The sequence below is a fragment of the Planctomonas psychrotolerans genome (assembly GCF_008642235.1).
In the GTDB taxonomy this organism is placed as follows: Bacteria; Actinomycetota; Actinomycetes; order Actinomycetales; family Microbacteriaceae; genus Planctomonas; species Planctomonas psychrotolerans.
On sequence record NZ_SJEV01000001.1, the window covers coordinates 218833 to 232417 of the forward strand.

The following is a 13585-nucleotide window of genomic DNA, read 5'->3' on the forward strand; positions in this document are numbered from 1 at the left end:
TCCGTCGATCCCCGCGTCAGCCGTGCTCAACGCGAGTTGATGCACGGCGGCTGAATTCCCCACGAAGAGAAAGTGACGCTCCGTCAACGTCCCGTCACCACCGGATCGGGAGCGACTCACCCACCCTCGCTGTTCACACTGCCGTCGCTCAGGGGCACCCCGTCGTTCGATCGGGCTTGTCACCCTTTCGGGGGCACCGGGCGGGCATCCGCCCGGGCAGGGGTAAGCACCAACAACGAAAGAGGAAGTAATGACAACGAGTGCGTGCAGGCCGGTTCGTCGCCTGATCGTCATGGGAACGGTGGCAGGTGTGGCCATCGGGATGGTTCCCGCCTGGGCAGCGACCGCCGACGACACGACGGTGACGGCACCGAAGAACATCATCGTTCTGATCTCCGACGGCGGTGGATACAACCAGTTCGACGCCGCCCGCCTGTTCACCAGCGGCACGAGCTACGAGCAGGTCGCCGTCGACCCGGGCACCGGCGCCGTGAAGACGTCGGAGAGCACGCCGTCCGAGGTGTACGACTCCTACCCCACTCAGCTCGCGCTCGCGCACTTCTCGGCGAACGGCATCGGCCGCTACACGCCCGAGGAAGCATGGGGCTCGTTCGACTGGGTCAAGGAGGGTGCGACCGACTCCGGTGCCGCAGGCACGGCACTCGGCACGGGTGTTAAAACGAACAACGGCGTCATCGGCTTCGACCCGGAGGGCAACCGCCTGCTCACCGTCGGTGAGCAGGCGCAGGAGGTGGGCAAGAAGGTGGGACTCGTCACGTCGGTGCCGTTCAACCACGCCACCCCCGCATCCTTCATCGCCCACAACGCCAGCCGCAACGACTACCACGGCCTCGCGACCGAGATGATCGACAGCGGCGCCGACGTGATCATCGGCGGAGGCCACCCCAACTACACCGATGCGGGCACCTCACGTGCATCCGACTTCGGTGACGGCTCCTGGATCTCGCAGGAGGACTTCGCCCGGGTGAGCACCGGCGAGACCGACTACACCTACATCGAGACGAAGTCGCAGTTCGAGCAGGTCGCCGCGGGCGAGAACGTGCCGGACAAGCTCTTCGGCCTGGCCCGGGTCGCCGAGACCTTCCAGTACAACCGCCCCGGGATCGCCAACAACGACGTGCTCCCCTACACCGACCCCGCGATCGCCGATGTGCCCTCGCTCGAGACGGCATCCGAGGCAGCCCTCAACGTGCTCGAACAGGATGAGGACGGCTTCTTCCTCATGGTCGAGGCCGGCGCGGTCGACTGGGCGGGTCACGCCAACCAGACCACGCGGGTCATCGAAGAGCAGCTCGACTTCAACAAGTCGGTCGGCGCGGTGAACGACTGGGTCGAAGAGAACAGCAACTGGGACGAGACCCTCGTCATCGTCACCGCCGACCACGAGACCGGTTACCTCGCCGGCCCCGATTCGGGCGGCGACGACGGCTGGACCCCGCTCACGGGTGAGGCCGAACAGCTCCCGAACGTCGACTGGCACTCGGGTGGTCACACCAACGCTCTCGTTCCCGTCTTCGCCAAGGGCGCCGGGTCCGAGATCCTCGAGACGCGCGCCACCGGTTGGGACGTCGTGCGCGGCGCCTACCTCGACAACACCGACATCGGCAAGACGATCTTCGACCTGCTGGGGCACGCCGCCCCGAAATCGGACTCCGCCGTGCCGGTCGAGGCGACCATTCCGCTCCCGACCCGGAGCGGCGCTCTCAGCCTCGCCGTGCCGTCCGCGACACCGGTGATGTTCAGCGGTGCCGGTAACGGGGCGACCCACGACGCCGAGCTGCCCGAGGTGGTCGTGCACGACACTCGCAATGAAGCCCAGGCGCAGGGCAAGGGCTGGACCGTCTCCGGCGCCGCGAGCACGTTCGTCGCCGGTAACCGCACCTTCGGCGCCGACAACCTCGCGTGGTCGCCGTTCATCGTCCGCTCGGAGTCCGGTGCGACCGCCGGTGGCACCGACACCCTCGAGGCCCCGGCCACCCTGGCCGAGGCCGACCGCGAGACGCGCGTCGGAGAAACCGTCGCCGGTGCCGACCTCGCGCTGACGATCCCCGCCGAGGCGGAGAGCGGACGCTACGGCAGCGAGATCACGATGACGCTGTTCGCGAAGGACTGATCGATCGACCCGGGCGGGGCAGCCTCGCTTGCCCCGCCCTCCCCCGCGGATCGGAACGTGGTTCCGGTCCGCGGGGTCATTCGTCGCTAGGGCGGCGAGAAAGGACATCCCGGTGCATCCCCGGCCCACTTCCCCCTCCTTCCCTGTCCGCCGGCTCGAGGGCCGCGGACGCTTCGTCGTCTCCGGCGTGCTCGCCCTCGCCCTCGCGTTGGGCGGCACTCTCGCGATCGTGCTCGACCCGGCGCACGCCGCCACGGCCTCGCCCGTTCAATGGTCGGTCGCGCCCGCCGATGCCGACGGCCCCGACGGCCGCGTGTCGCTGCGCCACGTGGGCGACCCCGGACAGACGATCGACGATGCCATCGCGGTCACCAATTTCGGCGCAGAACCGGGCACCTTCAGCGTGCTCGCCGGCGACGGCATCCTCGGCGCGAACGGCGCCTTCGACATCGCCGCCGCTGAACCGGAGGACTCCGGCTCGTGGATCGGAATCGCCGGTCTCGACGACGGACAGCTCGCCCTGGCGGCCGGTGAGACCCGCGTGCTCCCGCTCTCCATCGCCATCCCCGCCGAGGCGGTGCCCGGCGATCACCCCGCCGGTGTGGTGGTCGCCCTCTCGCGCACGGACGACAGCGTGACCGTGACGAACCGGATCGGCGTGCGCGTGCACCTGCAGGTCGCCGGGGAGATCACGACGGCTTTGTCGGTGGGCGAGGCGACGACCACGTTCACACCGTCGTGGGTTCCGTTCGCCCCCGGCACGGTCCGCGTCGAGGTGCCGGTCACCAATGAGGGGAACGTGCGCCTGGGTGCCGGGGTGACGGCGGAGCTCGCCGGACCCTTCGGGATCGGGAGCACGAGAACGAGCGGCACTCTCGATGAGCTCCTTCCGGGCGATGCCGGAACGGTCGTGCTCGACGCCACCGCGTGGCCGGCGTTCGTCGTCAGCGGGAATGCGACCGTCACCGGCATGACCGTGGGTGAGGACGACGTGCCCGTGCCGCCGGTGCAGGAGGTTCGGGTGTCTTCGGTCTCGATCCCCTGGACGGGACTCGCCATTCTCGCGCTCCTCGCGGCAGTTCTCGTGGCGGGGATGCTCGCTCGACGACGACGCCGCCGCCGCTCCGTCTCAGCGGCGGTCGTTACGGATGCCGGCCCTGTTTCTTCACCGGAGGCGGCCGATATCCGCGAGCACGAGACGGTGTCGCGGGGGTAAGTCGGTCGAGCCCGGTTCGCCCCGGAGGCGGACGGCGGGACCCACCTGCCCCCGGAGTTGAACGACGCGACCGGCGAACCGCCGGCGTCGGACGTCGCGACCGGCTATCCGGCGCTCCGCACCCAGCCGAGCGCCGGAGCGACTCCCCCGGCGATGAGGCGGATCGACTCGAGGGTGTCCTCGTGCGGCGGATCGACCGGGTGCACCTGGAAGGCGATGTCCGTCACCTCGGCGAGGATCGGGTCGGCGGTGAGGCTCGCCGTCACCTCCTCCACGGTGCCGACGTGCACGTCGTGCCAGGCCAGTAACTGGTCCGGATCGGCGGTGGGGAACGTCAGTGACTGTCCGGTAGCGGTCAGCAGCCGGGAAAGGTTGTCGTGGGCTAGCGTGCGCAGTCGGTCCCGGTCGGCACCGACGGCGAGCGACCGCGAGGCGAGGATCCGCTCCGGGACGCCTTCCGGAAGCGCAGAGCGGTACGCCGCCACGACCTCCTGCTGAATCTGCGGGGTCGTGCGGTCATCACCCGGCGCACGGGGCTGGGTGCGGGAGAGGAGGAGCCCGTTACCGCGACCGCCGATGCGTTCGGCTCCCTCGGCAGAGAACGTGGCTTCCCAGATCCGCTCCCCCAGCGTGCCGGGCGCGGGGTACAGGCGATTGCCGCCCGCGAGCTCGCCGCCGGTGAGCGCGGTGGCGAGGGTGGCCAGGCCGGCGTCGTAGATCGCCCGGCGGTCCTCGACCGACCTGCCGAACGCCGACAAGGCAGTCGGGTTGCCGCCGCTGCCCACGCCGAGCTGCAAGCGGCCGCCCGACAGCACGTCGAGCACCACCGCATCCTCGGCCAGGCGAACCGGATCCTCGGTCGGCAGCGTGACGATGCCGGTGGCAACGTGGATGCGACTCGTGCGCGCGGCTATGTGCGAGAGGAAGACGAGCGGCGACGGCAGCCCGCCCTCCGCCTCGTGGAAGTGATGCTGCGCCACCCACACGGTGTCGAGGCCGAGTTCCTCGGCGAGCAGGATCTGCTCCGTCGCCTTCCGGTAGCGATCGGCGGCGCTCCCAGCATCGAGCACGCGAGTGAAGATGCCGACATGGGGCGCGGTCACGGGGTTCTGCATTCGTCGGAGGAGCTCACCCGTCCGACGATATACACGGTCTCATTCGACGACTGCATCGTGTCGTCGTGTGTCATCCGGCGGATGCGATGGGGCCTCGCTCGGCGGGCATCGGCTCGCGACGTCAGGGCACCGTGTTTCGGGAGTCAATACCCACCCCGAGCCAGTAGCCGAGTTCCGCCTCGTCCTCGATCAGTGCACTCGGCACGGTGAGCCACCCGTTGCCCATCGGCCGATCCTTCCCCATGAAGGCCGGCTGACCGCCGCGCGCGATCAGGTGGTCGTAGCGGGCCGGATCCGTGCGCACGAGCAGGTCGCCGTCGCGTCCGGCGGCGACCGCCATCCGTTCGTCCACCAGAAACGACACGCCGCCGAACATGCGAACCTCGCGCACGTTCGGCTGCGACTCCAGCAGGATTCGGAGCCGCTGCGCCAGGGCGTCCCGCGGGCTGGGGCGTTGCGTCGTCATTGCGGCGAGTCACTTCCTGCTCGTTCCTCGGTCACGGATACCAGCCGAATATGGAGCCACGCCTACGCATTGTCAAGGGCACTGGAGCGGGGCCGCTCCAGTGCCCTTGACTGTGGCCGTCGTTAGCCCTTCCAGACCTGCACGACCGACGGACGCGGCCCGGCGAATGTCCCGGTGCTGTTCTTCGTGGTGTAGTCCGGGAAATGGGAGTGCTGGTCGGCGAAGGTGCCGTCTTCGCCCGGGTGCTGCACGGCCACGTAGACCATGCGCTCGTCCTCCCAGATCACGGGGCCGCAGGTCTCGGCTTCACGAGGGACGGCGAGGAACTGGTCGACCCGGCCGCGGTTGGCGCCCTCGAGTCCGACCCGGAACAACCCGTCGTTGTAGCCGATCGTGTTCGGCTGACCGTCGGTGGAGATCCACAGATTTCCGGATCCGTCGAAGGCCAGGTTGTCGGGGCAGGAGATCGGCGAGACCTGATCGGTCGGGAATCCCGAGAAGTAGGTCGAGCCGTTGACGGCGGGGTCGCCGCAGACCAGCAGGATGTTCCACGCGAAGCTCGTCGAGGTGGCGTCGTTCCGCGCCTCGGTGATCTCGATCACGTGACCGTCACGGTTGATGGTTCTCGGGTTGACCTCGTCCACCCCCGCCTTGCCGAGCGTACCGCGCTGCGTGTTGTTCGTGCACGCGACGTACACCTTGCCGGTCGTGGGGTGCGGTTCCACGTCTTCCGGGCGGTCCATCTTGGTGGCGCCCATCGCATCCGCGGCGAGCCGGGTGTGCACGAGCACCTCTTCGACGGTGAAGCCGGGAACGGCGCTCGCCCCGTTCAGCGTGAGCGGGATCCACTGGCCGCTGCCGTCGAAGGCGCCGTCGCTCGGCAGGGTGCCGTCGCCGGTGATCTCCGCGGCGGGCGAGTCCCCGCTGAAGCGGGCGACATAGAGGTCGCCCGTCTCGAGGATCGTCTTGTTGTGCGCTCGGGCCTTGTCGCCCTTGCCGGGGTGGATCGTCTTGTGCGAGACGAACTTGTAGAGGTAGTCGAAGCGCTCGTCATCGCCCATGTAGGCCACGACGCGCCCGTCGGGGGCGACGGTCACGTTGGCGCCCTCGTGCTTCATCCGGCCCATCGCGGTGTGCTTCACCGGAGTGGACGTGGGGTCGTGGGGATCGATCTCCACGATGTAGCCGAATCGGTTCGGCTCGTTCTCGAAGCCGGGGTTCGCCACGGCGTCGAAGCGCGGCTCGATGGCCTCCCAGCCGTACGAGGACGGCTGGTTCGACAGGCCGTAGCGCATCTGCCCGACCGTGGCGCCCGGCGAACGGAAGTAGTTGTTGAAGTTCTCCTCGCCCGACAGCACGGTGCCCCAGGGGGTGGTGCCGCCGGCGCAGTTGCCGATGGTTCCGAGCACCGTGGTGCCGGTCGGATCGTCCTGCGTCTTCATCAGGTCGTGTCCCGCGGCCGGTCCGGTCAGACGGAACGGCGTGTGAGCCGTGATGCGACGGTTGTACTCGGATGTCCGCGAATACGTCCACGGGCGACCTCTTCTGGTGCGCTCGAGACCGACGACGGCCATCCCGTGCGCGGCCATGGTGATCCGCAGCTGCTGCAACCGCTCCTCTTCATCCGCGGCCGGCGGGAACATGATCGCAGGGTTCGTGTATTCGTGGTTCGTCACGAGCAGGCCGCGCCGAGCGCGGTGGCCCCGGGTGACGAGGATGTCCAGGTAGTCGTTGTTGTAGCCGAACTGCAGCGCCTGCGCCTCGGGCGTCTGGTTGTGGATGTCGAACTCGGGCGCGCCCGGCAGGATCGGGTCGCCCCAGCGGATGATCGGCGTCCACTGGAAGCCGGACGGGACGACGAAGTCGTCGACCATCGCGTCGACCGGCGGGATGGCCGAGAACCGCAGCCCGGGCAGCGGGGCGGCGACGGCCGCACCGGCTGCACCGAGCGGGGAGTCATTCACGGCGAAGGTGAGCGCCAGCGCGCCGGCGCCCGCACCCATCAGCATCGAGCGGCGGGTTAGCGCGACACCGGCGATGTCCTTGAAGTACGCGTTGTCCGACTGGTTGCAGACGCCCATCGCGCAGGCGTTGCCGCACTTGAGCTGGCACGTCACCGCGCTGCGCTTGCCCTTGACGTGGCCTGCCATTGGGAGGCTGAGTCGTGTTTCCTGCTGCGGCATGTTTTTTGTTTCCCCTTCGAAGGCCGGTTCCGACCCGGTCAACGGAACACGGTCGAGGTGGCCGCGCGCTTGCGCTCGGGTGAACGCGGGCGGGCCGGGAGGTGGACCGTCCAGGGGGTCGGCAAGGAAGCCGCCGAGGAGGGGATGCAGCTGTCCGCGTGGGGCCTCCCCTTCCCACACGCGAACGCGACGGCGGAAAAATAGTCAGTGACGAAATCGCGGCGCCTCAATACAATGTGGACAGCGTCCACCGCCTGGCTGCGGCCGTCGAAATCCGCGACTGTCGTTCGAGCACGGGAGGGCGGTTTGGGGCGCAGTCAGGGAGGACGAACGCATGCTCAACGCGGACGACGCGCAGGCCGCATCCTCGTCGGAGATCGAGCCCCCGCCCGACGGAGCAACGGCCTCACCTGCGTCGGGGGTCGTCACTCCGCTCGATGGCGCGCGCACCTTCGCCCAGGTGCTGGTGAATACCGCGGTCGCCAATGTCACGACGAGCTTCCTCTGGTTCGCCCTGACGTTCTGGGTCTACCTCGAGACCCGTTCGGTGCTCGCGACGGGCATCATCGGCGGCGCGTACATGCTGCTCGTCGCCGTGTTCTCGATGGCGTTCGGCACTCTCGTCGACCGGCATCGCAAGCACCGCGTGATGGTGTTCGCGGGGGCGGTGACGCTGGTCGCGTTCAGTGTCAGCGGCGGGCTGTACGTCGCGTTCCCGGAGTCCACGTTGCTCGACCTCGGCGGGCCGATGTTCTGGCTGTTCAGCGGGATCATCCTCTTCGGGGCAGTGATCGAGAACATGCGGAACATCGCACTGTCGACGACCGTCACACTGCTGATCCCGGTCGAGCGGCACGCGAACGCCAACGGGCTCGTCGGCACGGTGCAGGGACTCGCGTTCATGGTGACGAGTGTCTTCAGCGGGCTCGCGATCGGACTGCTCGGCATGGGTTGGACGCTCGTCATCGCCATCGCCCTCTCGGCGGCGGCGCTGGCGCACCTGCTCTTCCTCCGCATTCCCGAGGATCAGCCGGTCCAGGATGGCGAGCGACGCCCGTTCGTCGACTTGCGCGGCAGCATCACCGCGGTGCGGGCGGCCACCGGTCTCTTCGCGCTCATCATCTTCTCCACGTTCAACAACTTCATCGGCGGCGTCTACATCGCGCTCATGGACCCCTACGGCCTCGAGCTCTTCCCCGTCGAGGTGTGGGGAATCGTGCTCGGCGTCACCTCGACCGGGTTCATCATCGGCGGGCTGCTGGTCGCGAAGTTCGGGCTCGGCCGTAACCCGATCCGCACCATGCTGCTGCTCGTCATGGCGATGGGTGTGCTCGGGGCGCTGTTCACCATCCGCGACTGGTGGTGGCTGTACGCCGGCGGCATCTGGCTGTACATGACGCTGATCCCGGCGGTCGAGGCGTCGGAGCAGACGGTGATCCAAAAGGTGGTGCCGTTCCGCGAGCAAGGGCGCGTGTTCGGCTTCGCCGCGGCGTTCGAGTCGGCGGCGGCCCCCATCACGGCGTTCCTCATCGCGCCGATCGCGGAGTTCTTCATCATCCCGTTCATGGAGTCGGATGCGGGACGCGGCGGCTTCGGCTGGCTCCTAGGGGCGGGCGAGGCGCGCGGTATCGCGCTCGTGTTCCTGTTCGCCGGGCTGATCATGGTGCTCGCGGCTCTCGCAGCGTTCTTCACGAAGTCGTACCGCCGCATCTCGGCGCAGTACCTGGACCAGCCGGAGTCGGTTCCGGCGGAGGACGCAGGTGCGGGCGCTGGTGCGGGCGCTGGTGCTGCGGCAGGGGATGCGACAGCGGAGGCGCAACTGCGGCGCTGAGGATCAACGCGTGCTGTCAGCCGTGCGTGCGCGTTGATCCTGCCATGCCGTGTTGGCGGGGATCATGGATGTCCGGGTCCTCCGCCGATCACACCGACGCGAAGAACTCGACGATAAGGGTCGAGGTGGCGTCCGGCTCCTCGTCGATGACGAAGTGGCCGGCGCCTTCGACAAGCGCGAGCCGCACATTGTCCCCGAAGGTCGTGGCGTCGGCGAAGACCTTGCGGGTGATGTGCGGAGGGAACCCGACGTCCTCGGTGCCGAAGACGAAGAGGGTCGGCATCGCGAACCGCCTGTTCCGATAGACCCCTCGCATGATCCGGCCGAGCTCGGGGAGCACCATCCGCCGACAGAGTGGTCCCGCTGCTCGAGCGAGCTCCGGATGCCGCAGGAGAGCGACGTAGAACGCGACGACCCCCGAGTCGAGCGGTCGCGCGGAGAAGTGCGAGAACAGGAAGCGCGGCAGATGTCCTGCACGCAGGAGCGCGGGCCCGAGGCCGGGAATGGCGAGCACCTCCTGATGCCAGAGGTGCCGCATGCCGGGCACCATGTCGAACGAGAACCTCATCTGCGGGGGCGGTACCGACAGCATCACCTGGGCGGAGAAACGCTCCGGGGAGTCCAGCGCGAGCTGGAATGCACTGATTGCGCCCATGTCGTGGCTCACCAGCCGAACCCGGTCGAGCCCGAGCGTGTCGAGCAGTGCGAGGACGTCCTCAGCTCGACGCGTCCGGGTTATCGCGTCGGCGGGCAGGTCGCTCCACCCCTCGCCCCGCAGATCCGGAGCGATCGCCCGGTATCCGGCGGTGGCGAGCGCGGGCATGAGGTCACGCCATTCCCACCAGGTCTGCGCGAATCCCGACAGCAGCAGCACCGGCTCGCCCTCGCCCGAGGTGGCAACGTGCATGCGCCCGTCGGGCAGAGCGACGAACGCGTGGTCCACCCCGGCGACGACCGGCATCTCGGGCTTGGCCGACTTCGTGATGGGCATGTCGCACCCCCGGTGGCACTGGGTTCGTGGTGCCATCAGGATACGACCGCGGGCGCTCCATGCGCAGACGTTTTCGGGACGGAAGCGACATCGTGATGCGCGACGGCGAGGCACGAGTGATCCGCTCCGACAGAATGGTCGGCAGACGCTTCCGCCGGTTGCCCTCCGGCCGTGATGCCGTCGTCGACGGAAAGGCACCGCAATGACGCAGCTGATCACCACCCTCGGCCCCCGACAACGCTCCGAGCTGGGGCTGATCCTCCCCCACGAGCACGTCTTCGTCGATCTCCGGCACCCCGAGGCATCTGACTATCGGAGCGTCGATGCGGCATCTGTCGTACGCCTCATGGCGCCGCAGATCGAGGCGATCGCGGCCCAGGGGGTGACCGCCCTCGTCGACTGCGCCACCGGCGGCGTCGGGAGGCGCGCCGACGTGTCGCTCGCCGTCTCGCAGGCCACCGGGTTGCCCATCGTGGTGGCGACCGGGAACTACCGCGAACCGTGGATTCCGCGATGGGTGGCGGAGGCGACCGAGGCCGAGCTCGAGACGTGGATGCACTCCGAGCTGACCGAGGGAATCGAGGACACCGGGGTGCAGGCCGCGTGGATCAAGGTGAGTGCAGGGGATGACGGGATCACTCCGCTGGAGACGTCGATCCTGCGGGCGGCGGCGCGCGCGGCCGCGCGAACCGGCGCCACGATCGGCTCGCACACCATCCGCGGCCGCGTGGTGCTCGAGCAACTCGACATCCTCGCGGCGGAAGGCGTCGACCCGGGGCGCTTCGTCTGGATCCACACCCAGGAGGAGCCGGACTTCGCGTTGCACGAGACCGTCGCAGCGCGAGGCGCCTGGATCGAGTACGACCACGTCGGCCGGGTGCCGGACGACGAGCTGGTGCGGATGATCGGCCGGGCGATCGAGCATGGACTCGAACGCCGGCTCCTCATCAGCCAGGACCGGGGCTGGTACGACCCCGCCCAGCCCGACGGCGGTTCACCGCTCCCCTACACGCACCTCGTCGGGTCGCTGCTCCCCGCCCTCACGGCGGCCGGGATTCCGGAGGGAACGCTGCGACGGCTCACGCAGGACAATCCGTTCGACGCCTTCGCGCGCTAACGCGGCCCGCTAGCCTGGCCGTGGCGGCCGGTGACACGGCCGGTGGGCGCCGCAACGAAGGCCCCTAGGCGGGGAACTTCTTCAGCATCCGCGACACGGCGATCATCGCGCCGCCGAGCACGGCGGGGAGGCCGCCACCGGGGTGCACCGACGCGCCCACCCGCCAGAGCCACGGTCGGAACGGGTCGACGTACGACGGCACGTGCAACGGTCCGCTCAGCCAGGCGGGGCGCGCGGTGCCGTACAGCGCGCCATGCGGCTCGCCGAAGGAGCCGTAGTACCGCGGGTCGAGCACCACGTGCTCGTCCAGGTAGTCGGTGAGCGGAGCCAGGAGTCCCATCGCCGTCGAGATGCGCTCGATCTCGCGACGCACGAACGGATGCTCGATCGTGTACTCGGCCCCATCGGACGGAGACGTCAGCAGGATCCCCACAGTGCTGCGCTCGTTCGGATGCACCCCTCCGGCGCGATACAGGTTGACGAACGCCATGGTGTCCGCCGGTTCATCGGCCGCCTCGAGGCTTCGGTGCAGGGCCGCCGGCTTGGTCGGCAGCACCACGCTGTGCGCGGCGATCCCGACCGGGAGGTCCTCGCGGAGCACCCCGTACACGGCGATCGCCGAGCAGGAGAGGGTGCGGTGCGGCCGGGGAAGCAGGGACAGCAGGGGAAGGCGCGGCCCGACGAGCGACCCGAGCAGCTCGGCATCCAGCGCGCTGACCACGAGGTCGTTCTCGTACACCGCGTCGGCGGTGCGCACCCGGCCCCGCTCGATGCGAGTGACGGTCTGCCCGGTGCGGATCGCGACGCCCGCCGCATCCGCCAGCGTGGCCAGGGCCTCCACGACTTCGTACACGCCGCCGCGCGGCACCCACACGCCGGTCTCCGCCATGATCGCGGGCATGCTCGCGTAGAGCGCCGCGGTTCTCGACGGGGATACGCCCGCGTTGAGGGTGTGGATGGCGAGGATCTCGCGCAGGCCGTCGGGCATCCAGTCGAGTCCGTCGAGGTACGCCCGCGTGGTCAGCCGGCTGCCGTAGACGCCGAGCAATCGGCGGATGCCCGGCAGGGCGGCGCGATCGAGAGGGTCGGTGAGCAGAAGCTTGGTGACGTCGTCGGCGAGCGGCGCGTGCTCGTCGCTGAACCGGCGCCACGCCGGGTACCACGGGTGCCCCGGCGGCACCGGGAGGGTCACGGTCTCACCCTGGTAGTAGTACCGCCCCACCTCGGGCATGCGCACGAGGTCGAGCTCGCCGACCGCCGAGCTTGACGACCCGCTTGCGGCCGCCTCACCCGCGGCGTCGCCGTGTCCGAGCCGTCGCCGCAGCTCGTGCCACGCGGCGGGGAACGTCACGAGCGATGGACCCGTGTCGATTTGCTGACCGCCCACCCGCACCCGTCGGCTCTTGCCGCCGAGATCGGTCGACTTCTCGAGCAGCGTGACGGTGTGCCCGGCCGACGCCAGCAGGGCGGATGCGGCGAGCCCGCCGATCCCGCCGCCGACCACGACGACGCGGCTCACGACGCTCCCCCGCATACCCGGACGCCGACCACCCGGACGACCCGTGCGATCCTCACGATCCGCGCGGTCACGGGTACACCCCGGTCGCGATCGCGAGCGTCAGCTGCACGCCGGCCGCCGACCCGGCGATGTAGGGGAAGGCGACCGACAGGCGGTACAGGCGATGACCGGTCTCCGGCGTGGGATCGCGCAGCAGCGACACCACGAGGATGCCCGCGATCAGCGCGTTCACTCCCGCCACCGGCAGGTTCACCATGGCGAAGAGCACCGTCGAGATAATCCACCAGACTCCGCTCCAGATCGCCACCCCGGCCGGCCCGAGGCGCACGGCCGTTGTGGTGATGCCCGCGTCGCCATCCTCGACGATGTCCTGCACGGCATCGAACGCGTGCTTGGCAACGCTCCACGCCATGAGCCCGAGAACCGCGGCCCAGAGCGGCGGTTCATCGAGGGCGGCGGGCACGATCACGAGCGGCAGCGCGTACGCGGCGTTGCTCAGCGAGTCGAGAAAGGGCCGAGCCTTGAACCGCAGGGGCGGGGCCGAGTAGAAGACGAACACACCGATGTAGAGGAGGATCGCCGCGACGGCCAGCATCGGAAGGGCGATCGCGAAGTAGAGCAGGAACGGCGCGTTGACCGCCGCGACCGACCACGCGATGAATCGCACCTCGCGCGGCTCGATCCTCGCTCCCTCGATCGACCCCTTGCGCGCGTTGAGCGCATCCGTGTCCTGGTCGTAGATGTCGTTGACGCCGTAGATCAGCAGGTTGAACGGCAGGGTGAGCCAGAGGATCACCGGCAGAGCGCGCCAGTCGAAGAGCGACCCGGTCAGCCAGACACCGACAACCCCTGTGCCAATGGTGTTGATCCACAGCACGGGACGCGAGATGTGCACGAGACGCCGAAGAGAGGCGCTGGCGACGGCGATCGGATTGCCGGGTGCCGACGGCTGGGAAACAGAAACGGCGGACCCCCTCGCGTGGTGCTTCGACCGGGGCGACGGAGCGGTCGCC

At 69.2% G+C, this 13585-nt stretch carries 10 protein-coding genes; 4 read left to right on the forward strand and 6 right to left on the reverse strand.

Translation table 11 applies throughout. The annotated features are described in order from the left end of the window. Positions 1 to 292 precede the first annotated feature (292 nt). Positions 293 to 2134 carry an alkaline phosphatase gene (locus EY822_RS00940; protein WP_227496914.1) on the forward strand — a complete coding sequence of 614 codons (1842 nt, stop codon included), beginning with the start codon at positions 293 to 295 and terminating at the stop codon, positions 2132 to 2134. Between the two features lie 112 nt (positions 2135 to 2246). Then, positions 2247 to 3350: a COG1470 family protein gene (locus tag EY822_RS00945; protein ID WP_150306560.1), complete on the forward strand. Its 1104-nt coding sequence runs from the start codon at positions 2247 to 2249 to the stop codon at positions 3348 to 3350. A 104-nt stretch (positions 3351 to 3454) separates the two neighbouring features. On the opposite strand, the gene EY822_RS00955 is transcribed toward EY822_RS00945, so the two are convergent. From EY822_RS00955 to EY822_RS00965, 3 genes are all read right to left on the reverse strand, one after another. Beyond that, a complete protein-coding gene (locus tag EY822_RS00955) occupies positions 3455 to 4465 on the reverse strand; it encodes a putative FMN-dependent luciferase-like monooxygenase (protein WP_150306561.1) in 1011 nt (336 codons plus the stop codon). A 121-nt stretch (positions 4466 to 4586) separates the two neighbouring features. Beyond that, on the reverse strand, positions 4587 to 4931 hold the full coding sequence (locus EY822_RS00960) for a TfoX/Sxy family protein (protein ID WP_150306562.1): 345 nt from the start codon (positions 4929 to 4931) through the stop codon (positions 4587 to 4589). Positions 4932 to 5053: 122 nt separating this feature from the next. Further along, positions 5054 to 7114: a PhoX family protein gene (locus tag EY822_RS00965; protein WP_150306563.1), complete on the reverse strand. Its 2061-nt coding sequence runs from the start codon at positions 7112 to 7114 to the stop codon at positions 5054 to 5056. 334 nt (positions 7115 to 7448) lie between these two features. Between EY822_RS00965 and EY822_RS00970 the strand changes: the two genes are divergently transcribed. Then, entirely contained in the window at positions 7449 to 8945 is a 1497-nt protein-coding gene (locus EY822_RS00970) for an MFS transporter (RefSeq protein WP_150306564.1), read from the forward strand. 88 nt (positions 8946 to 9033) lie between these two features. Here EY822_RS00970 and EY822_RS00975 read toward each other — a convergent pair whose 3' ends face one another. Beyond that, entirely contained in the window at positions 9034 to 9936 is a 903-nt protein-coding gene (locus EY822_RS00975; RefSeq protein WP_227496915.1) for an alpha/beta fold hydrolase, read from the reverse strand. A 202-nt stretch (positions 9937 to 10138) separates the two neighbouring features. Here EY822_RS00975 and EY822_RS00980 point away from each other — a divergent pair, with 202 nt between their 5' ends. Continuing rightward, a complete protein-coding gene (locus EY822_RS00980; protein ID WP_150306566.1) occupies positions 10139 to 11053 on the forward strand; it encodes a phosphotriesterase family protein in 915 nt (304 codons plus the stop codon). A gap of 64 nt (positions 11054 to 11117) precedes the next feature. Here the strand turns inward: EY822_RS00980 and EY822_RS00985 are convergent, their stop codons facing one another. Then, entirely contained in the window at positions 11118 to 12572 is a 1455-nt protein-coding gene (locus EY822_RS00985) for a phytoene desaturase family protein (RefSeq protein WP_150306567.1), read from the reverse strand. A 67-nt stretch (positions 12573 to 12639) separates the two neighbouring features. Then, positions 12640 to 13500: a UbiA family prenyltransferase gene (locus EY822_RS00990; RefSeq protein ID WP_150308695.1), complete on the reverse strand. Its 861-nt coding sequence runs from the start codon at positions 13498 to 13500 to the stop codon at positions 12640 to 12642. Positions 13501 to 13585 lie beyond the last annotated feature (85 nt).